Raw genomic sequence first — 19,826 nt, forward strand, 5'->3', positions numbered from 1 at the left:
AGCCGTTGGCTGTATCAGCCGATGATGAGGGTGCCGCTGGCGATCACTACGCACGCCAGTATCCGGCGGGGGGTGAGTGTTTCGCCGAGAAACACATAGCCGATCAACGCCGCAAACAGCACGCTGGTTTCGCGCAATGCCGATACCGCGCCCAGTGGCGCTTCGTTCATGGCGTAAATGACCATTCCATAGGCGAGTAAAGAGACCAGCCCGCCGACCAACGCGGTCACTGTTCCAGGCCGGATGCGGAACAAGCTGCGGGTGTCGCGCAGGCCGATGTAGACCATCGGCATCAGCACGCCCCACAGCGCGCACATCCACACCGTGTAGGCAAGCGGCGCACCGGAGAGCCTGGCGCCGATGCCGTCGACCACGCTGTAGGCCGCGATAAATCCGCCCGTTCCCAGCGCATAGGGCAGGCTGGGAACCGACAGACTGCGCCCTCTGAAGGCCAGCGAAATAATCCCGCCGGACACCAGCGCAATACCGAGTAACTCGCCAGGCGTGATGCTTTCCCCGGCAAACACGGCTGCGCCCAAGGTGATCAGCACCGGCGACGAGCCACGTGAAATCGGATAGATCTGCCCCAGGTCGCCGACGCGGTAACTGCGCACCAGAAACAGGTTGTAGCCCACATGCAGCAACCCCGACAGCACCGCGTAGCCCCAGCTTTCAAACGCAGGGGACACCATGAACGCTGCGGCGACGACACTGGCGATGGCGATGGCAATGCACATCACCGTCATGGACCACAGCCGGTCGGCGCCGCTACGCAGCAGCGCATTCCAGCTGGCATGCAGCAGCGCGGCGAAAAGCACGAGGAGGATGAGATGAGTAGGCATGCCCCACTGTAGGCAATCCGGCGCCGGGGCTAAAGCGAAGTCTCCTCAGCGCATCATGAACGGATACTCATGACTCACTCATCCGGTCGTTTGGACCTTCAGAGCCTCGCTGACCAGCCATTGGCGAAAGCTGGCGATGTGCGGCTGGGATTCGATGCCCTTGGGGCAGACGAAGTAGTAAGCGAGCGGCGATGGAAGCGGCACATCAAACAGCCGCACCAAACGGCCATCGCTGATTTCGTTCTCGACATGCCCGCTGCGCACCAATGCAACGCCCTGGCCGAGCAAAGCCGCCTCGACCGTCATGTTGGTATCGCCAAACCTGACGCTTTCCTGGAGCGGCAAATAGGCCAACCCCACGGCTTGAAACCACACCTCCCACTTTGGCACCAACTCGGCGCCATCCCGAGTCAGGAGCGGGAAATGCAACAAGTCTGCCGGGCTTTGCGGTGTGCCAACGCGCCGCAGCAGTTCAGGACTGGCCACGGGAAATACCTGCTCCCCAAACAGGAACTCCGAATGCAGGCCTGGGTAATTGCCCTTGCCGAGCCTGATCGCAACATCAGCCTGACCGTGAGAGAAGTGGATGATTTTATCCGTGGTGTCCAGCGAGACCAGCAGCTCGGGATGCTGGCGAGACAGGCGCGGCAAGCGTGGCAGCAGCCATTTGAGCGCGAAGGAATAGGTGGTGCTGACGCTGAGCCGAACCCGGCCCTTTTGCTCGCGCAGATCACCCAAAGTCGCCTCCAGGCTGATGAAAAACTCCCGCACGATGGGCGCCAGCGCAGCCCCCGCTGCCGTGAGGCGTAACGCCTTGCCACGTTCAAACAGCGGCAGCCCCCAAAGCGCCTCAAGGTGTTTGAGCTGGTGGCTGACCGCGCTTTGAGTCACATGCAGTTCCTGTGCGGCTGCAGTAAACGTCGGGTGGCGGGTGGCAACTTCAAAGGCGCGCAAGGTCGCGGTAGGCGGCAGGTCTCTCATCGGGGCAGGATCCAGCGAGTTATAGGAAAAGCGCATGCATGAACGTTAGCTCATGCAGCAGCTTACTTCACTGTAACCATTTGAACCTCGTCCTTGTTCAGTCCGCGCCTACAGAAGCAGCAGCTTTGGCGACTTGATAGACGAGAGGACGCGGGCGCCCTCCCCTCGAACACCCCTTGCTCAGGCAGGTTGCACTGCTTGAGCCTTGCTCGCGTTGCCAGGGCGGATTTTGAACCAGATGGCGTACATCGCCGGCAGGAACACCAACGTCATGATGGTGCCGACCAAAGTACCGCCGATCAGTGTGTAGGCCAGCGTGCCCCAAAAAACAGAATGGGTCAGCGGGATGAATGCCAGGATGGCCGCCATCGCCGTCAGCAGTACCGGGCGGGCCCTCTGTACCGTGGCTTCGATGACGGCGTGAAAAGGATCCAGGCCTTCCTGGGCGTTGTGATGGATCTGCCCGATCAGAATCAGCGTGTTGCGCATCAGGATGCCCGACAGCGCGATCAGCCCAACCAGGGCGTTGATACCAAACGGTTGATGAAACATCAGCAGCGTCGGCACCACGCCAATAAGACCCAGCGGTGCGGTGAAAAACACCATGATCATTGCCGAGATCGAACGCACCTGGACGATGATGATCAGCAGCGTCAGCGCAATCATGATCGGAACCAGCGGCACTATCGCCTGGCCTGCCTTGCCCGACTCCTCGATTGCACCCGCTTGCTCGATCCGATAGCCGGCGGGGAGCGTGGCGATAATCGGCTGCAGTTGCTTGATGATCACACCCGATACATCAGGTGGTTGAAGGCCTTCGTCAATATCGCCACGCACGGTGATCGTCGGTGTACGGTCACGGCGCCTGAGGATCGGATCCTCCATACGCACATCCACCTCTCCGACCTGGGACAGAGGGATCCGCTGGCCTACGGCGCCCACCAATGTAAACCCTTCAATCCGCGCAGGGTCCAGACGTATATCGCCTGCAGCGCGCCCAACCACCTGCACTGAACGAATGTCTTCACGAACCGACGTGATCGGCACGCCCGCCAGCAGGAATTGCAACTGCTGGGCGACGGCGCTGGAGGTCAGTCCAACCGCCTGCAAGCGATCCTGATCCAGGCTGAAATGCAGGGTCGGCGCCAGCGGGCCCCAGTCGCTGTTGACCGTCCTCATCAACGGACTCGCGTGCATGACCGCTTGTACACGGCCCGCAATCTCACGCAGCTTCGTCGGGTCAGGCCCCATTACCCTGTAGGCGACGGGATAGGGTGAATACGGACCAAACACAATTTGAGTCGCCCTGACACGGGCCTCTGGGGCGAGCCCGGCAGCGACCGCCTCGCGAAAACGCAGCTTGAGGGTTTCCCGTGCCTCCTGGCTGGACGTCAGCACCACGATCTTGGCGAATGACGGATCCGGCAGTTCTGGCGCCATCGCCAGGAAGAAACGCGGCGCGCCCTGCCCGATATAGGCCGTGACGATTTTTGCCTCTTCCTGCTTTTGCAGCCAGGCCTCGACCTTTTTCGCAGTGGCACTGGTCTGCTCGATGGAGGTTCCGTAGGGCATCTGCACCTCGACCATCACCTCGGGACGGTCTGACGTCGGGAAGAACTGCTTCTTCACCAGGCCCATGCCCAGGACGGCCACGACAAACAGCGTGATAACCGTACCAGCCACCAGCCACTTGAGTTCGATGACCCGGGTCAGGACCCGGCGGAAGCGGTTGTAGCGCGGGGTATCGTAGATAGCCGCATGCCCACCCTCTACCTGCTTGATGTCTGGCAGCAACTTCACGCCCAGGTAAGGGGTGAAAGCCACTGCGACAACCCAGGAAGCGATCAGAGCAATGCCCACGATCCAGAACATGTTGCTGGTGTACTCGCCAGCAGTGGACTGGGCGAAACCGTTGGGCATGAAGCCAACCGCCGTTACCAGTGTGCCAGAAAGCATCGGCGCGGCCGTATGACTCCAGGCATACGCGGAGGCTTTGATGCGGTCGTAGCCCTCCTCCATTTTCACTACCATCATTTCGATCGCGATGATGGCGTCATCTACCAGCAACCCGAGCGCCAGGATCAATGAACCGAGGGTAATACGGTCAAAGTTCTTTCCGGTGGCCGCCATCACCACAAACACGATCGCCAGTGTCAATGGCACGGCAGCTGCGACCACGACGCCTACACGCCAGCCCATGCTGAGGAAGCAAACAAGCATCACCACGAGCAGCGCGACAAAAAACTTGACCATGAACTCGCCAACGGCCGAGTCGATGTTGACGGCTTGATCGGTCACCTTGGTCAGCGTCATGCCCAGTGGCATGCCTTCATTGATCTTGGTCGTCTCGGCGTCCAGCGCCTTGCCCAGGTCCAGGCCGTTCCAGCCTTCGCGCATGATGACCCCCAGCAGCAGGGTCTCTTCTCCGTTACTGCGCACCAGAAAGGTTGCCGGGTCTTCATAGCCACGTTCGACAGTGGCCACGTCGGAGAGCTTGAGCGTGCGCCCCTGAACCACAATCGGCGTGTCACGAATCTTCTCCAGCTTATCGAAGGCGCCGTCCAGGCGGAGGAAGACTTGCGGCCCATTTGTTTCAATCGAACCGGCGGGCGTGAGCACGTTTTGGTTATTCAGCGCGGCAAAGATGTCCTGAGGCGCAATGCCCAGGGTGGCCAACCGATCATGGGAGAACGAAACAAATATGCGCTCGGCCTGCTCGCCGATGATGTTGACCTTCTTCACGCCCGGCACATGCAGCAGTTGCTGGCGCAACGACTCAGCATCACGCACCAGCAGCCGCTGCGGCTCGCCTTTGGCTTTGAGGGCGAACAGCGCAAACGTCACGTCCGAATACTCGTCGTTGACCAAGGGCCCGATTACCCCCGCCGGTAGCTTGGTGGCTTCGTCGTCGAGCTTTTTGCGTGCCTGATAAAACTCTTCCTGCACCTGTGAGGGTGGCGTGCGGTCCAACAACGACACCATGGTGAAAGCAAGACCGGGCCGCGTATAGGTTTCCGAGCGGTCGTACCATTTCAATTCCTGCAGGCGTTTTTCAAGTGGCTCTGCGACCTGGTCCTGCATTTCCTGCGCAGTAGCCCCCGGCCAGGCAGTAATGACCGTCAACTGCTTGACCGTAAACGGTGGATCCTCCGCACGCCCCAGTTGGAAGAACGCCAGGGTGCCCGCAACCGCGATCAGAAAGATCAGGAATACGGTAATGGATCGCTCACGAACGGCGATCGCCGAAATATTAAAGCGGCCTTCGCTCATGGATGACTCCCGGCAACATGGGCGTCATCCTGCTGGGGCACTCTCACGTCCTCTCCATCGCGCAGCAGATGGGCGCCTAACGCGACGATCTGCTCACCGACCTTGAGATCGCCTGCCACGCGCGCGGCATCGTCGCTCAATCCCAGCACCTGAACAGGACGCCAGGTCACCTTTGCCGGCGAGCCTGCGATCACCCACACACCGGTGCCATTGCCTGGGTCATAAAGGGCTGCGATGGGGACTTGCAGCGCCTGCCCGTGCGCGGCGCCTTCTGCGATCCGCAACGTGACCGTCGAACCTATCGGGGCATTGGCCAGCGCGCCCTCAAGCACATACCGCGCCTCAAACGTGCGCGTCACTGGGTCGGCAGAGTCAGAAAGCAGCCTGAGCTTCGCTGTAACAGCCCCTGCGGTACTGCCGTAAAGCGTCGCTTGCGCGGTGGATCCGGCTGCAGGACGCAACGTCTCGGGCAGATGCACGATGGCTTCGCGCTGGCCTGCACGGGCCAGTCGAACCACGGGCTGCCCCGGGCTGACGACTTGCCCGGGCTCTGCGAGTGTTTCCACCACGACACCGTCGGAATCCGCAAATAACACCGCGTAACCGGAAGCATTGCGGGCGACATCGGCCTGGGCTTGTGCGGCGCTGAGCTGCGCCTTTGCGCTATCCGCTGCGGCCTTGACCTGGTCGTAGGCCGATGCAGAAACAGCTCCTGCGGCGACGAGGTCGCGATATCGCGCCTCGTCATCGGCGGTCTGCCTGGCGCGGGCCCTGGCGGCGGTGACCGACTCTTGCTGTGCTCGCGCCTGCAACCCCAGGTCGATAGGGTCAAGGCGCATAAGCGGCTGACCGCGTTTAACGCTCTGGCCGGTATCGACCAGCCGCTCGAGGATCTTGCCGGAGACCCGAAAGCCGAGATCGCCCTGCACGCGGGCCGCCACTACCCCCGTGAATGAACGTGACGTCTCCGATGAGCCCTCAACCGTTCCGGGCCTTACCAGAGGAGCCTGCGTGCGCGGATCGTCAATGTTGGATGAGTCACCACACGCCGTCAGGACGAGAGGCAACAAGCAGGCTGCAATGGGGATGGGTCGGAGCCGGAGCATAGGTTCCCTTATTGAATAGAAAGAACAGGGATCATATATTCAGACCGGTGACCATTATTGTCAACGGTCACAAACGAGATTTCAAACGACACAGAAAGATGCACTACCCCGCTACGTGACCGCTCAAAACCTGGTTGCAACAAGACTGGGTTGATGCAGGACCGCATACTCCAAAGCAGCACATGACGGAAATGAACGATATTTTTCAGTCATATCTGAATTTAGCCTAGAGGCCTCAATTGACAGAGAGTGACCATAAAGTAATATGGTCACCAACAATGTTCGATTCAAGGAATCTCAATGCGCTCCTTCCGCCCTGCTGCTTTTTTGATCAGCGCCAGCTTGATGACAGGTTGTGCGGTCGGTCCGGACTATCGCCGTCCGGACGCCCCGCTCCCGGACCGTTACCTGGGCCAGTCTTCTGTCGAGCAGAGACCAGGAGCGACGCCTGCCAGCCTCGTCATCTGGTGGGAAGGCTTCGGTGATCCACTGCTCGCCGACTTCGTCGCCAAGGCACTTGAACAGAACCTCGATCTGGCGCAGGCACAGGCGCGAGTCGCGCAGGCGCGGGCAGGACTAGGCGCCGCCAATGCCGCTTTATGGCCCTCGGGAAACATCAGCGGCCAGGCCGCCCGCGCCTACCAATCAGTCGAGACGCCACTCGGCCAGGTACTGAACTCAACCCCCGGCTATGATCGCTATGGCAGTTCCTACGAGGCCGACCTCAATGCCAGCTGGGAAGTGGATGTCTTTGGCGGCCTGCGACGCGGACGCGAGGCTGCATTGGCCGAGTACCAAGCGTCCGAGGCAGGCGCCGCGGCCACACGACTGGCCATTGCCGCACAGACGGCGGATATCTACATCACTGTCCGCGGATTGCAGGCTCGGCTGGACATCGCGAATCGACAAGTCAAAACCCAGCAGGGGCTGCTGGAGAAAGTCCAATTGCTCTACAGCAAGGGACTTGCCGCCAGCCATGAGGTTCGTCAGACCGAGGGGGCTTTAGCACAGGTCCAAGCCACCGTACCGGTCCTGCAGACCGGTCTGGATGCGGCCATGAATTCACTCGATGTCATGCTCGGCACGCCACCCGGTACTCATCGCACGCAACTTGCCATGGTCGCAAGCATTCCGGCAGCGCCGCAGTTAAAGGCCATGGGAACGCCAGCCGACTTACTGCGCCGCAGACCTGACCTCATTGTCGCCGAGCGCCGCCTTGCCGCCTCAAACGCACGCATCGGGGAGGCGATTGCCGAGTACTACCCTAAGTTCTCTCTGAGCGCATTACTGGGGAGTGCGACAGCTGTATCGGCAGGCAATCTTTTTTCCGGCGGCGCCAGTCAATCGTCGGGCGTACTGGGGCTGCGCTGGAGACTCTTCGACTTTGGCCGCATCAACGCCCAAATCGACCAAGCCAAGGGACAGGAAGCCGAATCCCTGGCCGCTTACCGTCAGTCTGTGTTGCGCGCCACCGAGGATGTCGAGAACGCGCTCTCCTCACTGGTGAATCGGGACACCCAAGCAACCACCCTCATTGGAGGTGAGACGTCTCTGACGCAAGCGCGCCAATCGTCGTTCACTGCTTATGAGAAAGGCACGGCCAGCTTGATTGACGTCCTGCACGCTGACGAGACCCTGCTTCAGGCTTCCGACGCTCGGGCGCAGGCACAAACCGAATCGGCACGCGCGGCAGTCGCCGCGTTCAAGGCGCTGGGCGGCGGCTGGCAGCCCTCGGATAGCCGACTGACGAGCCGATGACACGGGTGGTTTTCGAGATTCAAACAAGGGGTATGCAAGATGACAGTGAGAGAAAATTCATGGGTGCTCATTACTGGAGCGTCCAGCGGATTCGGCAAGGAATTTGCCCGACAGTACGCCGCAAAAGGGAAATCGCTGATTCTGGTGGCCCGCAGGCTGAACGAGCTTGAAGCACTCGCGGACGAATTGCGTAGTCGTTTCGACGTCGACGTGATGGTGCAGCAAGCGGATCTTTCATCGATAAATGTGATTATCGATCTGCATCGGCGCCTGCATGACAGCAATACGGTGGTCGATGTCCTGATCAACAATGCGGGTTACGGCTTGCAGGGAGCATTCCTGGATGAGCCCCTGGAAAGCTCCCTGGCGATGATCGACCTGGACGTCGCCAGCCTGACCGCCATCACTCGTCTGTTTGCAGAGGATATGCGGGCCAGGCGCAGGGGGCATATCTTGATGACGGCCAGCCTGCTGTCCTACCAGGGCGTGAAGAACTTTGCGGTTTACTCTGCCGCCAAGGCTTACGTACTCAGATTCTCCGACGCCCTGCATCGTGAGCTCAAACAAGACGGTGTGGTGGTCACAGCGCTTTGTCCAGGCATGTCGGATACCGGGTTTGCAGCAAGTGCCAAACAAAAGATAACACCGGTCTTGAAGAGGGTCATGATGCAACCCGAGCCTGTAGTGCGTGCAGGGATACAAGCGTTGCACGCAGGCCGCATGAGCGTCGTGCCGGGCTTTGGCAACAAGGCTATTGCGGTCTTGACCTGGGCCACACCCCGTCGACTTCACCAGGGCCTGATGTCGCGCGTAATGGGTGTTTGAGCGGGCCAGGCACGGATACCTGATCCACTAGGTATCCGCTCTCAGGCCACGCAGTGAGTCAGAATCGATAGCTGACAGAAGTGCCCAAACCGCTCGCGCTATTTTTATACTTCGAGCTGTAGGCGCCTCTTGAGGCGGATACGTCATTGACCTGCACGCTTTCCTCCCATAGGTAGGAATACGCCACATCGATCGTGACATTCTCTGCCGGCGTCCACCCTGCCCCGACACTGATGACTTTCCGGTCACCGGTCGGGATTCGCGGCCCACGGTTGACGTTGTTGGCGGGGGACTGGTCAACCGAGAAGCCTGCGCGAAGAACCCACTGATTGTTCAGCTTATACGCCGTGCCGATAGCGTGCGCCCACGTGTCGTGCCAGTTCTGCTCCTCGGTAATACGACTCAGCGTTCCGCTCAACGCCGCAGGCAAACCACTGTTTTCGAACACCAATTCCTTGAAGCGACTCCAGCGCGTCCACGTACTGCCCAGGTAGAGCGTCCAGTCACTGTTGAGTTGATGAGTCACGGAAAAATCGACTGATTCCGGGGTGTCCACATCCAAGGAAGCGTCATAGCTCGTACCGCTTACACCCAGCACACTGAAGATGCCGTCGGTGAGCTTGGTCTTGGCATCCAGCCGGTAGCTGACCTTGGAGTGATAGGTCAGACCCAACCGAGTTCGATCTGTCGCTTGCACTAGAATACCCGCGTTAAACCCAAGCGCCGTGTCATCACCGGTGCTTTTGAGTTTTCCGTCATTGCGGCCCGGGCTGAGTGGATTGAGCACCATCCCGGAAAGCTCACCACTGATACGGTTGATGGTCGGTCCGAAACCGATCGAGACCTTGTCGTTGAACGCATAGCTGATGGTGGGCTGAAACGTAAGGGTCGTGACCTCACTTTTGTTGGCGTAGTAGCGGCCGGCGAAACCACTGCCATAATCGGTCATTAGCCCAAATGGCACATAGAAACCCACACCGAACGCCCAGTGCTCATCGATGGGTTTGACGTAGTAACCCATGGGCACTGTGGTGGTCGGCACCATGTCCCCGTCCTCCTGCCCCCCGAATGTGCTGCGCGTCTGGCTTATATGGGCCTTTGCGAAAAGCGTTGCCGCCCCGACGCTGGCCTGCTCTTTTTTCAAGCGAGACATACCGGCCGGATTACCGAAGACGGTACTCGCATCTTCTGCAGATGAAGAACGGCCGGCAAATCCGGAGCCCATCCCACTGATGCTTTGTTCATTGAGAGCGAAACCGCTCGCGAACAGTTGTGTCGACGAGAGGGCAACAGCAAGGCCAAGCGGGGTCCTGCGCAGTATTTTTTTCATTATTAGGACTCGATAGATCATCGGGATAAAGCGGTAGAGAGCGTCACGCCGAGCGCGGGCTACCGGGAGGGGCCGCTGCGCAGAGTTACGAAGATCGTGCGCGCCGCGGCGATTCCTCCAGGATAGGTACAGCATATTTATTCATGTGACTATTTATGTCAATAGTCACCAATTCGACAAATGAACATGCGTGGCTAGGCGGCAAATGCTGCGTGGATAATCCACTCAGTTACCTGGTGAGGTTTGATACATGGCTGTGAATGTGGGGATCAGGCCCCGGATTCGAGTTAATACCGCGCCCCGGAAAAGGGTGTCCACCTGGATCGGTGTTCACCATCATCTCAGCGTTGATATCAGAGCAAAGTGATAGAGATAATTAGCGCAGGCTCACGGCATCAAGCTACGCAGAATGAGATTGGAGGTGAGGACCGGAGCCAGCTCGACGAAGTCAAGGTTGTATTGCAAAAGCAACGGATTGACGAAAGGGCGCAGCGCAAGGTGGATCGAATCGACTGTTTCGTCCAAGGGTGTTTTGCGTTCAAATTCGCCGATCTCTCGGCCTTCACGCACAATCTGCAACACGAAGTCCCTGACCAAGGCGTCATATTGCTGAGCACAGGGCCAGTTCTCAGACGCTGCAAATGCGGCGATGTCATAGAGCTTTCGATCACTGAAGAACAAATTCACCCCGGTAGCGATCAACGTTTTCACCAAACGTCGAAAACGTTCGGTCGGCGAGATGTCCTCTGCATTAATGGCCTGTTCTACGGCCGCGATGATTTCCGCCAGGCAATTGCCACAGATAGCCTCACCAATCGCCTGCTTGGAATCAAAAAACTTGTAGATGTACGCCTTGGAAAACCCGATCGCTTTCGCCAGGTCGGAAACCGTAGTTTTGCTATAGCCGTATTGACTGAAGTGCTGATTGGCCGCCACGACGATCTGATTCCGGATCTCATGATCGGCTGGGCCACGGATGCTGGGGGAAACTATGGATGTCTTGTTCATGCGAGCTAGCTTACGCATCCGAAAAGCGCTTGACAACGAGTGACCAAATTATACTTTTGTCACAAGCTCGCAATGATCAGGGTTGGTTTCAGGTCAATTGTCTCTACGCGGAAGGCCAAGCACCTCCCCTGTCACTCCCTGTCAGCTTGCCGGATTGCGTGCCATGACGATCCACGTCGCGCCGTCGATCATCACCGACCGCTCGCCGGGGAGGCCCGCGAAGGCGGCGCGAACCGCGGCCCAGGCGCGGGCTCGGATGGCGTCGGGCTGATCAGCGAGCACAAGCGCCAGCGGGCCCCCCTCGAATGCCATCTTCACCGCGTCGTCGATCGCCGCGTCCCGCGTCACGCCCTCGCCGAACGGGATGGAAGCATCGAAGGGCGTGCTGGTGATATCGGTGAAGCCGGCCGCTGTCAGGATGCGTGCCACGCGCTCCCGGTCGCCAAACGAGAATGGGCCGGGCGCTTCGGGATCGGGCCGTGCGGTCAGCGGGAGGATGCCCTTGAGCGCGCCCATCGGCAGGCGCACCCAATCATTCTCGGCCACACCGCGCCAGCAGACGAAGGCGACCCGCCCGCCCGGCCGGAGCGCGCGTCGCATATGGGCGAACGCCCCTATCGGATCGTCGAAGAACATCACCCCGAAACGCGAGAACAGGAGGTCAAACGCGCCCTCGGGCAACTCGGCGCTGCTGGCATCGGCTACCCGGAACCGGGCCGGCGTATCCTGTGGCGCCAGCGCACGCGCGCGGCCGATCAGCGGTTCGGATATGTCCACGCCCAGCACATGGCCGCCCGCGCCGACGCGGGCGGCCAGAGCCAGGCTCGACGCGCCCGCGCCGCAACCGATGTCAAGCACGCGTTCGCCCGTGGCGGGCGCGGCGGCTTCGATCGCGGCCTGGCCGAATACCGCAAACATGGCGTCGAGCCGGGCCTGGTTAGCGGCCCAGTACTCTCCGCTTTGGCCATTCCAGTCGGCAACCTGATAGGCATTTTGCTCTGTCATGACATCTCCTCGTTTTGATTCGTTTTTAACCAGGCCGTGCACAAGCCGGGAATGGCGACCTTCTGAGACCGGTGTTCCAGAAGCCTGCGACAACCGAACTGCCCTCAAACCAGCATCGACTGTTGGGCGGAGATACCCGCCGTCGCGCCGTGCGATATTGCCAGGGTGACCGAGGCCATAAGGGGGTTTGCCAGGTCGCCCGCGGCGTAGATGCCGGGCACGCTGGTTTCGCGGCGCTCGTCGACCTTCAGGGCGACGCCCTGGGGCGTATCCACCGTGGCGAGGCCCAGCGACTCATGCAGGCGTGCAGACGGCTTGTTGCGCGGATGCGCGAACAGAATGTCGACCGCGACAGGAGGGCCGGCGTTGAGCCTGACGGTGGCGTTATGGTTCTCGTCATGGTCGATTTCGGTGATCCGGCCATTGACGACAGAGATGCCACGTCGCGCCAGGTCGGCCTGGATGTCGGGTGGAATGTCATGCCCATTGGCGAAGACCGTCAACGTGTCGGTCCAATCGTGGAACAGCCTGACCTGATTCATCGATTGCGGGCCGGACCAGACGAGGCCCCAATGCTGGCCGGCGACTTCAAAGCCGTCGCAATAGGGGCAAGGCACGATGGAGGTGCCCCAGTTTTCGGCATAGCCCGGAACATCAGGCATCTGGTCAACGACGCCATAGCTCAGGATCAGGCGGCGCGCCCTGAGGCTTTCGCCATCGCCAGTGAGGACGCAGAAATCGTCGATGGCGCCGGAGATGCTCTCGGCACGGGCAGTGACCAACCTGACCGTGGGATAGCGCGCCAGCTGCCGCCGCGCCTCGGCCAGGATCTCCAGCGGTGGCTTGTGATCGTGGCCGAGCAGGCCATGGGAGTGGCCGGCGAAGCGGTTGCGTGGGAGGCCGGTATCGAGAACGGTGACCTTGCGCCGGGCACGACCGAGCTGCAGGGCTGCAGCAAGACCGGCAAAGCTGCCGCCGATGATGATGACGTCATTCATGGTGATGGGCTCCGCGTTGTGGATGAAGGGAGATCGGCTTGCATTTTTAAGATACTTTGAAGTACCCTAATTCAAGAATTAGAATACTGTCAAGTACTGGAATATTTATGACCGAACACAACCAGGGTCGGCGCGGCCGGCCCGCCAACGAGGCGCTTGGCCAAACGATAGTCGACGCCGCGTGCGAGCTTTTTGTGGAATTGGGTTTTCAAGCGACGACAATGGACAAGGTCGCCCAGCGGGCGAAGATATCCAAGCTCAGCATCTATCGGCACTTTGAGAACAAGGAGGCGCTGTACAGCGCGGCCATCGCGGCCCACTGCCATCAGTTTGCACCACAGGCCCTTATTGAAGGCGTCGACGGTTCGGCGGCAGATCAGCTCATGGCGGTGGGAACATTCCTGCTTCGCACGTTGTTGAGCCCGGATGTGCGCAGTGTCGAAGCCATGATCATGGTCGACAAGACGAATCAAAAGTCGTTAAGCAAGCTCCATTACGAAGCCGGCCCCGCCTATGTCGTCGCCCAGATCGAGGCCCTGCTGCGTCAGTTGCACGGAAAGGCGGTGCTGAACGTGCCCGATCCTCTGGGGTCCGCCCGCTTGTTTGCCGCGCTTTTCAAAGGCTCCGATCTCCTGATGATCGCCCGCTTCGATGAGGCGAGAGCAGAGGATGAAATCGAATCCTATTGCCGATCGGCCGTCACCCTGTTCATCGCCGCGCATGGTGGCAACGACCGCGCTGGCGGATAAGCATTCGTTGCTCCAGGCAGCTTGGCCTGAGCCGTCGTCCGGGCCTTGGCAGCTATCACCTGATCTATTCGCGCCAGCAGGCCAAACATCCGCATGGCCCCATGGCTTAGCTGAACACCGAAGAACTCTCAGCTTCGATATCGACCAAGGCGCGCCCTTTCGACCAACGTTTATAATCCGCGGGAGTCATCCCCGTCAGTTGTATAAATGAACGACGAAATGACGTGTCCTCGTTGTAGCCACAATTAAGGGCTACCTGTTTAACGCTGGCCCCTGGTATCTGTAGCAGTACACAGGCCGTCTCTATTCTCACGCGGGTGATGAGTTCTTTAGGCGATTCATTTGTGAGGTTCTTGAAGCGTCTGTGTAAAGTTCGCTCGCTGACATTCAACGCCTTGGCCAGCCCCGCAGCGGTCAGGCCAGGATTTCCGTGTCGAATGATTTGCTCCGTTTCCAGCAGCAGTGGATCGGCATTGTTAATGAATCCTCGGGGCGCGTAGACGGACTGGGGCAATGGCAAGCTATCGGTCACAGAAATATCAGCCGTTAATTTCGCTACCTCCGCGCCTGCCAGGCTCCGGATCACATAAAGCGCCAAATCAATCCACGACAAAGGCCCGCCGGTAGTCACGATGCGATCCTGGGACTCTACCGCGGAACCCCATGCAACCAGCGCCTTGGGAAATCGCTGTTTGAAAACATGGTGGAGCCACCACGTTGTAGTACAGCGCCGACGGTTCAACAGGCCTGCCTCGCCCAGCACAAATGTGCCCGCACACGCCGCACCCACCAGTGCTCCCTGTTGGTGATTGGCTTTAATCCACTGCGCAGCTCGCGTGAGGGATTCAGAGCCAGGTGGCAGCCGATCAGCCCCGAGTGCCATCCCGGTAACAAGTACAGCGTCGCAAGGCCCGACATTTTCAAATGTTGTATCAACGGGGATCACCCGCCCTTGCGGGTCTCGCACTGCGTTGCCATCGGCACTGACTATGATCGTCTCAAACTCGTCGCAGACGTGGGCCTTTAAGGCAGATGGCAGCCCCGCCGGTGGAGACCTCAACGCCTGATTGGTCATCCAGAACAAATCAGCCAGCCCGGTAATCGCAGACATCAGGCTGCCCTCTAAAGCAACGATGGCAATGCGCATGGTAATTCCCTGTTTAAAGATCAAGATGGCGAGTTTTGCATGAAATATGGCCGATCCGAGCCCTCACGGTTTTAGCAGAGTCTCCCTAGACTTGCAGCACAAACTGTAGAGACGGCCTGCATGAAAAAGCTACTGCACCTAAATGTTCACTGCGCAAAAGAACGTTTGTGGGCGCTTCTAAGGTGGTCAGGTCGACTCACTTTCACAGTGGGAGCGTTCCTGCTGATATCTGGAGGCCCCGCCATGGCGGCAACAACCGCACACCCCGTGCCTAATATCGTGCTGGTACACGGTGCTTTCGCAGATGGCTCGAGTTGGTCGGCAGTGATGGAGCGATTGACTGCAATGGGCTATCACGTCACCGCTGTCCAGAATCCATTGACTTCATTGAGTGATGACGTAATCGCCACGGAGCGCGTTCTGCGCAGGCAAAAGGGCGATGTACTGCTGGTGGGACACTCATGGGCTGGCGCGGTGATAACACAGGCTGGCAACGCCAGTAATGTAAAAGGCCTGGTCTATTTATCCGCGCTTGTGCCCGATAGTGGAGAGTCCGCGGCGGATCTGTTGGCGCGGTTGGGGGCACCCATGACAGGCCTCAGCCCGGATGCAGATGGGCTGCTTTGGCTGGATGATCCAGCGCAATTTCATCACGTGATGGGCGCAGACCTGGCGATGTCAAACGCACGGTTTCTGTCATCAGTGCAGCAGCCCATTGCCGCCGTCTGTTTCGCCGCAAAGGTCAAGCATGCGGCCTGGCATGACAAGCCAAGTTGGTACTTGCAAACAATCGATGACCAGGCACTTCCCTACCCGGTGCAGCAAACCATTGCGCGCCAGATTGGCGCCAGGACCTTGTCTATTCGATCCAGCCACCTGTCATTGATTTCTCAGCCCGATGCGGTAGCCAAATTCATCGACCGTGCTGCCAGCGAATCGGAAAGATGAGCCTCTGCCCACAAACAACGTTGATAACAACGCTTTTCCACTCCCGAGGAAATCAAGAATGAAAGTGCTCCATATTGACTCCAGCATCATGGGCAACGATTCCATTACCCGAGATCTTACCGCCTCCATCGTTGCGCACATTCAAGCCAGTAATCCTGATGCCCACGTCCAGCGCCGCGACCTCGCCGCTCAAGAAGTAAGACACCTGAGTGGCTCAATTGCCGCAGGGTTTCGGCAAACGGGGAACAGTGATTTTTCGGCGGATATTTTATTGGAACATCAACTCTCGGAAACGCTGGTGACCGAGTTTCTCGCGAGCGAAGTGCTCGTAATCGGTGCGCCAATGTACAACTTCAGCGTTTCGACTCAGTTGAAGGCTTGGTTAGACAGAGTCGCGCAGGTGGGGCGCACGTTCAAATATACCGAACGCGGCCCTGTTGGCTTATGCGGCGGGAAGCGCGTCATCGTGGCATCGGCGCGCGGAGGTTTTTACGCTGAAGGTCCTTTTCAGAACATGGACTTTCAGGAAAGTTACCTGAAAGCGTTTTTTGGCTTTCTGGGAATTGACGATATCGAATTCGTTCGTGCCGAAGGCGCCTCTAAAGGCGAGCAGGTTCGCGATAACGGCGTAACGCTGGCCAAAAACGCCATTACCTCGGCAGTGGCACACTTGTCAGCAGCCCACTAATAACCATTAAAGCCAGGAGATTAACGGATGCTTTACGCCATAAAGTTGACCTACACCAGTTCTGCCGAACAGATTCTGGAGCACCTGGATGCGCACAAGGGCTGGCTGATCAAATACATCGGATCGGCACATGTGCTTTTCGCCGGCCCGCTCATGGATAAGAGTGGCGGATTCATTCTTGCCCACGCCCATCAGTTGTCAGACATTCAGAAAATAATGGCCGAGGATCCTTTTGTTGCCCAAAGGCTTGTAAGCCTCGACATAATTGAGTGCGACCCGGCAATTCGCTCGACGGATTTCGCGGCACGCTGGGCCGAGAATGCGCAGTCTGTATAAATGACCGCTGAGTTTGTAAACAACAGGCTGCTTTAGACGAAGGGTCCAGAAATACCAACTTTGTCGACTCTTCAGTGCAATCTTTGGCTTGCCTGCACCACCGCGATTCGATGAGTAATCCGATTCTATACGCTATGTAGAAACGTTCCTCATCATTCACCTCTGATTGATCTGGAACTCCCGATGGATATTTCTTTCACGACCTTGGTTCTATTTGCTACGTCAGTGGCGATTCTAATGATCACGCCCGGAGCGGACATGATCTACATCCTGTCTAATTCGATCAGTAATGGTGCCCGCGGGGGTATGGCTGCGATTCTTGGCGTGGCGAGTGGCGCGTTTTGTTATGTGCTTCTGGCGATAGCGGGTGTGGCGGCCCTCATCGCTGCGTCTCCACTGTTGTATGGCCTGTTGGTAATAGCAGGCGCGGCATACCTCTCCTGGCTGGGTGTGGGCCTGCTCCGCTCCGGTCAATCGGTGATACAGGTCCAGGGCGGAATCAGGGCAACTTTCTGGCCCGTCTACCGACGCGGGTTAATGACCAACTTGCTCAACCCGAAGGCGATGATGTTCACCCTCTCATTCATGCCGCAATTCATTCCACAGCACGCAAGTCATAAAGCACTTTCGATGCTTTATCTCGGTGTCGTCCTGGTAGTGGTCATGATTTTAGTAGAGCTGCCCCTTGCGCTCTGTGGACAACAGATTGGCCTTAAGTTAGGTAATAATCCACGCATTGGTGTGTGGATCAACCGAGTCGCAGGGGCGTTGCTGCTGTCCATTGGTGTTTTTCTTGTACTCTCTAACGTCTTCTAAACCGTCTTGCCCAGGATAGTCGTTGGACAAATAACGGTCATTCCCTTTGGAAAACCACAGCGCTAGAACACAAAGCTGTGCCCTAACTCCACCTCCATCCACCCCAAGAACCGCCTGACCCTGGGAAAACTGGAGTGCGCCTTCGGGAACACCAAATGGTGGGCGGCAACCGCAGCGCTCAACGCTTCGGGGGCGACTTCAACCAGCGAACCGTTGGCGAGGTATTTTTGCGCCAGCAGCGTGCTTTCAAGGGCGAACCCCAGGCCGTGGCTCGCGGCTTCCAGACTCATGTAGGAGCGGTCGAAACTCAAGGCGTAGGGCTTTTCGGGACGCGCCAGGCCATGCTGGGCGAACCACTCAGGCCACCTGAGCAAGGTTGCTTCGGAAAGGATCAGCTCTTGTGCCAGGAGATCTGCGGCGTTTTTTACCGCGCAGCGCGCGATCAGCTTGGGCGAGGCCAGCACCGCGAAACTTTCGTTGCGTACGGTGCGCACTTCATAGCTGGGCCAATTAGGCCGGCCGTGACGAATATCCACATCGATCTTGTCCTGGCTGAAATGCAGCGACTCATAGGAACACGACAAATTGATCTGGATGTCCGGATTGCTCGCGCGAAACGACTCCAACCGCGGCATCAGCCAGAGCAAGCCAAAGCTGGGGGCCGAATGCAGCCGCAGGCAATCCAGGCTGACGTCACTCGCGGCGCGCTCGGTGGCGACCTCAAGGCTCTGCAACAGACCGGAAATATCCTTCAAGTACTGCTCACCCACTGGCGTCAGGGTCACCCCACGCGCTGCCCGCACAAACAACTGTCGACCAATCATCACCTCCAGCTTGGCCAGTTGATGGCTGATCGCTGACGGTGTGAGGTCGAGCACTTCGGCGGCCCTTGCCAGGTTGCCAAAACGGGCTGTCTGCTCGAAGGCCTGAATGGCTCTCAGCGGTGGCAGATTGGAGGTGGGGATATCGTCCTGGCGCATCGGTAGTCAGCCTATTGTTTTTGGGTCGCGGGCGGATCGTGCCATTCAAGCATTTGCGGTTCGCATTGACGAGTGCTGAATTTTATTCATGTAGCAGTGAGGTTTGCGTTATTGCTCGGCCCGTCGACGGGGACCACTCTGAGCCATCGATCGCTGAATCGAACCATAAAAACAATCAGAGGTATCCCTCATGCTTCTTCAAGGCAAAGTCGCGATTATTACTGGCGCCGCATCCGCACGCGGCATCGGCCGCGCAACCGCGCTCACTTTCGCCCAACACGGCGCCCGCGTTGTCATCCTGGATCTCGACGAGTCCGCCGCCCGTGACGCCGCCGCCACCCTCGGCGAAGGCCACCTGGGCCTGGCTGCCAACGTGGCCGATGAGCAACAAGTCCAGGCAGCGGTCGCCAAGGTGCTGGAGCACTACGGCCGTATCGACATACTCGTCAACAATGCCGGCATCACCCAGCCCATCAAGACCCTGGACATTCGCCCGAGCGATTACGACAAGGTCCTGGATGTCAGCCTGCGCGGCACGCTGTTGATGTCCCAGGCGGTGATTCCGGTGATGCGCACTCAGGCTTCGGGCAGCATCGTCTGCATGTCATCCGTATCGGCCCAGCGCGGCGGCGGCATTTTTGGCGGCCCGCACTACAGCGCCGCCAAGGCCGGCGTGCTCGGACTGGGCAAGGCCATGGCCCGCGAATTTGGCGCGGACAACATTCGCGTCAACGCCATTGCGCCAGGCCTGATCCATACCGACATCACCGGGGGCCTGATGCAGGATGAGCGCCGCCACGCAATCATCGAAAGCATCCCCCTGGGTCGGCTTGGTGCCGCGCAGGATGTTGCCAATGCGGCACTGTTTCTCGCCAGCGACTTGTCGTCCTACCTCACCGGCATCACCCTGGATGTCAACGGCGGCATGTTGATCCACTGACCACAGGTGCCAGCACCCGCTGTCCATTAAGTTCTGGATCGAAGATACGTCGGGCCTCAAGCCCGGCGTTCTATAAAAACAAGAGATCAGACCCTCATG

General features: G+C 58.9%; 18 protein-coding genes. 8 read left to right on the top strand and 10 right to left on the bottom strand.

Annotated elements, in window-relative coordinates; genetic code table 11:
* Positions 1-14: 14 nt before the first annotated feature.
* From J3D60_RS06010 to J3D60_RS06025, 4 genes are all read right to left on the bottom strand, one after another.
* The gene (locus J3D60_RS06010) at positions 15-842 is read right to left on the bottom strand and encodes a DMT family transporter (RefSeq protein ID WP_253490407.1); all 828 of its coding nucleotides are present in this window, start codon (positions 840-842) and stop codon (positions 15-17) included.
* 78 nt (positions 843-920) lie between these two features.
* The gene (gcvA, locus tag J3D60_RS06015) at positions 921-1,823 is read right to left on the bottom strand and encodes a transcriptional regulator GcvA (RefSeq protein ID WP_253490408.1); all 903 of its coding nucleotides are present in this window, start codon (positions 1,821-1,823) and stop codon (positions 921-923) included.
* A gap of 180 nt (positions 1,824-2,003) precedes the next feature.
* Complete coding sequence (locus tag J3D60_RS06020) at positions 2,004-5,093, bottom strand: efflux RND transporter permease subunit (RefSeq protein WP_253490409.1); 3,090 nt, start codon at positions 5,091-5,093, stop codon at positions 2,004-2,006.
* Positions 5,090-6,199 (bottom strand): efflux RND transporter periplasmic adaptor subunit, encoded by a 1,110-nt coding sequence (locus J3D60_RS06025; RefSeq protein ID WP_253490410.1) that lies wholly within the window; start codon positions 6,197-6,199, stop codon positions 5,090-5,092. Before J3D60_RS06025 ends, J3D60_RS06020 begins: the two co-directional genes overlap by 4 nt.
* A gap of 300 nt (positions 6,200-6,499) precedes the next feature.
* Between J3D60_RS06025 and J3D60_RS06030 the strand changes: the two genes are divergently transcribed.
* Positions 6,500-7,957 carry an efflux transporter outer membrane subunit gene (locus tag J3D60_RS06030; protein ID WP_253490411.1) on the top strand — a complete coding sequence of 486 codons (1,458 nt, stop codon included), beginning with the start codon at positions 6,500-6,502 and terminating at the stop codon, positions 7,955-7,957.
* A 39-nt stretch (positions 7,958-7,996) separates the two neighbouring features.
* Entirely contained in the window at positions 7,997-8,782 is a 786-nt protein-coding gene (locus tag J3D60_RS06035) for an SDR family oxidoreductase (RefSeq protein ID WP_253490412.1), read from the top strand.
* Between the two features lie 58 nt (positions 8,783-8,840).
* Here J3D60_RS06035 and J3D60_RS06040 read toward each other — a convergent pair whose 3' ends face one another.
* The 4 genes from J3D60_RS06040 to J3D60_RS06055 form a co-directional block, all read right to left on the bottom strand.
* On the bottom strand, positions 8,841-10,112 hold the full coding sequence (locus J3D60_RS06040; protein WP_065941771.1) for an OmpP1/FadL family transporter: 1,272 nt from the start codon (positions 10,110-10,112) through the stop codon (positions 8,841-8,843).
* Positions 10,113-10,499: 387 nt separating this feature from the next.
* Positions 10,500-11,120 carry a TetR/AcrR family transcriptional regulator gene (locus tag J3D60_RS06045; RefSeq protein ID WP_253490413.1) on the bottom strand — a complete coding sequence of 207 codons (621 nt, stop codon included), beginning with the start codon at positions 11,118-11,120 and terminating at the stop codon, positions 10,500-10,502.
* Positions 11,121-11,261: 141 nt separating this feature from the next.
* Entirely contained in the window at positions 11,262-12,125 is an 864-nt protein-coding gene (locus J3D60_RS06050) for a class I SAM-dependent methyltransferase (RefSeq protein WP_253490415.1), read from the bottom strand.
* A 104-nt stretch (positions 12,126-12,229) separates the two neighbouring features.
* Positions 12,230-13,123 carry an NAD(P)/FAD-dependent oxidoreductase gene (locus J3D60_RS06055; RefSeq protein ID WP_253490417.1) on the bottom strand — a complete coding sequence of 298 codons (894 nt, stop codon included), beginning with the start codon at positions 13,121-13,123 and terminating at the stop codon, positions 12,230-12,232.
* 107 nt (positions 13,124-13,230) lie between these two features.
* Here J3D60_RS06055 and J3D60_RS06060 point away from each other — a divergent pair, with 107 nt between their 5' ends.
* Positions 13,231-13,872: a TetR/AcrR family transcriptional regulator gene (locus J3D60_RS06060; RefSeq protein ID WP_253490419.1), complete on the top strand. Its 642-nt coding sequence runs from the start codon at positions 13,231-13,233 to the stop codon at positions 13,870-13,872.
* Positions 13,873-13,978: 106 nt separating this feature from the next.
* Here J3D60_RS06060 and J3D60_RS06065 read toward each other — a convergent pair whose 3' ends face one another.
* The gene (locus J3D60_RS06065; RefSeq protein WP_027605729.1) at positions 13,979-15,019 is read right to left on the bottom strand and encodes a GlxA family transcriptional regulator; all 1,041 of its coding nucleotides are present in this window, start codon (positions 15,017-15,019) and stop codon (positions 13,979-13,981) included.
* Positions 15,020-15,262: 243 nt separating this feature from the next.
* Here J3D60_RS06065 and J3D60_RS06070 point away from each other — a divergent pair, with 243 nt between their 5' ends.
* The 4 genes from J3D60_RS06070 (at position 15,263) to J3D60_RS06085 (ending at position 17,807) form a co-directional block, all read left to right on the top strand.
* Positions 15,263-15,967 carry an alpha/beta fold hydrolase gene (locus J3D60_RS06070; RefSeq protein WP_253490421.1) on the top strand — a complete coding sequence of 235 codons (705 nt, stop codon included), beginning with the start codon at positions 15,263-15,265 and terminating at the stop codon, positions 15,965-15,967.
* Positions 15,968-16,025: 58 nt separating this feature from the next.
* The gene (locus J3D60_RS06075; protein WP_253490423.1) at positions 16,026-16,655 is read left to right on the top strand and encodes an FMN-dependent NADH-azoreductase; all 630 of its coding nucleotides are present in this window, start codon (positions 16,026-16,028) and stop codon (positions 16,653-16,655) included.
* A gap of 27 nt (positions 16,656-16,682) precedes the next feature.
* Positions 16,683-16,991, top strand: a complete 309-nt coding sequence (locus J3D60_RS06080) for a YciI family protein (protein ID WP_253490426.1) — start codon at positions 16,683-16,685, stop codon at positions 16,989-16,991.
* Between the two features lie 183 nt (positions 16,992-17,174).
* Positions 17,175-17,807 (top strand): LysE family translocator, encoded by a 633-nt coding sequence (locus tag J3D60_RS06085; protein WP_253490428.1) that lies wholly within the window; start codon positions 17,175-17,177, stop codon positions 17,805-17,807.
* Between the two features lie 62 nt (positions 17,808-17,869).
* Here the strand turns inward: J3D60_RS06085 and J3D60_RS06090 are convergent, their stop codons facing one another.
* Positions 17,870-18,787, bottom strand: a complete 918-nt coding sequence (locus J3D60_RS06090) for a LysR substrate-binding domain-containing protein (RefSeq protein WP_065941613.1) — start codon at positions 18,785-18,787, stop codon at positions 17,870-17,872.
* 190 nt (positions 18,788-18,977) lie between these two features.
* Here J3D60_RS06090 and J3D60_RS06095 point away from each other — a divergent pair, with 190 nt between their 5' ends.
* Positions 18,978-19,727 (top strand): SDR family NAD(P)-dependent oxidoreductase, encoded by a 750-nt coding sequence (locus tag J3D60_RS06095; RefSeq protein WP_253490429.1) that lies wholly within the window; start codon positions 18,978-18,980, stop codon positions 19,725-19,727.
* Positions 19,728-19,826: the final 99 nt, after the last annotated feature.

The organism is Pseudomonas sp. S3E17, from assembly GCF_024168685.1.
In the GTDB taxonomy this organism is placed as follows: domain Bacteria; phylum Pseudomonadota; class Gammaproteobacteria; order Pseudomonadales; family Pseudomonadaceae; genus Aquipseudomonas; species Aquipseudomonas marginalis.

What these genes read in the sequence shown, in the direction of transcription:
- J3D60_RS06010 (WP_253490407.1), bottom strand. Translation starts at nt 842, where the DNA reads ATGCCTACTCATCTCATCCTCCTCGTGCTTTTCGCCGCGCTGCTGCAT.
- gcvA (WP_253490408.1), bottom strand. Translation starts at nt 1,823, where the DNA reads ATGAGAGACCTGCCGCCTACCGCGACCTTGCGCGCCTTTGAAGTTGCC.
- J3D60_RS06020 (WP_253490409.1), bottom strand. Translation starts at nt 5,093, where the DNA reads ATGAGCGAAGGCCGCTTTAATATTTCGGCGATCGCCGTTCGTGAGCGA.
- J3D60_RS06025 (WP_253490410.1), bottom strand. Translation starts at nt 6,199, where the DNA reads ATGCTCCGGCTCCGACCCATCCCCATTGCAGCCTGCTTGTTGCCTCTC.
- J3D60_RS06030 (WP_253490411.1), top strand. Translation starts at nt 6,500, where the DNA reads ATGCGCTCCTTCCGCCCTGCTGCTTTTTTGATCAGCGCCAGCTTGATG.
- J3D60_RS06035 (WP_253490412.1), top strand. Translation starts at nt 7,997, where the DNA reads ATGACAGTGAGAGAAAATTCATGGGTGCTCATTACTGGAGCGTCCAGC.
- J3D60_RS06040 (WP_065941771.1), bottom strand. Translation starts at nt 10,112, where the DNA reads ATGAAAAAAATACTGCGCAGGACCCCGCTTGGCCTTGCTGTTGCCCTC.
- J3D60_RS06045 (WP_253490413.1), bottom strand. Translation starts at nt 11,120, where the DNA reads ATGAACAAGACATCCATAGTTTCCCCCAGCATCCGTGGCCCAGCCGAT.
- J3D60_RS06050 (WP_253490415.1), bottom strand. Translation starts at nt 12,125, where the DNA reads ATGACAGAGCAAAATGCCTATCAGGTTGCCGACTGGAATGGCCAAAGC.
- J3D60_RS06055 (WP_253490417.1), bottom strand. Translation starts at nt 13,123, where the DNA reads ATGAATGACGTCATCATCATCGGCGGCAGCTTTGCCGGTCTTGCTGCA.
- J3D60_RS06060 (WP_253490419.1), top strand. Translation starts at nt 13,231, where the DNA reads ATGACCGAACACAACCAGGGTCGGCGCGGCCGGCCCGCCAACGAGGCG.
- J3D60_RS06065 (WP_027605729.1), bottom strand. Translation starts at nt 15,019, where the DNA reads ATGCGCATTGCCATCGTTGCTTTAGAGGGCAGCCTGATGTCTGCGATT.
- J3D60_RS06070 (WP_253490421.1), top strand. Translation starts at nt 15,263, where the DNA reads ATGGCGGCAACAACCGCACACCCCGTGCCTAATATCGTGCTGGTACAC.
- J3D60_RS06075 (WP_253490423.1), top strand. Translation starts at nt 16,026, where the DNA reads ATGAAAGTGCTCCATATTGACTCCAGCATCATGGGCAACGATTCCATT.
- J3D60_RS06080 (WP_253490426.1), top strand. Translation starts at nt 16,683, where the DNA reads ATGCTTTACGCCATAAAGTTGACCTACACCAGTTCTGCCGAACAGATT.
- J3D60_RS06085 (WP_253490428.1), top strand. Translation starts at nt 17,175, where the DNA reads ATGGATATTTCTTTCACGACCTTGGTTCTATTTGCTACGTCAGTGGCG.
- J3D60_RS06090 (WP_065941613.1), bottom strand. Translation starts at nt 18,787, where the DNA reads ATGCGCCAGGACGATATCCCCACCTCCAATCTGCCACCGCTGAGAGCC.
- J3D60_RS06095 (WP_253490429.1), top strand. Translation starts at nt 18,978, where the DNA reads ATGCTTCTTCAAGGCAAAGTCGCGATTATTACTGGCGCCGCATCCGCA.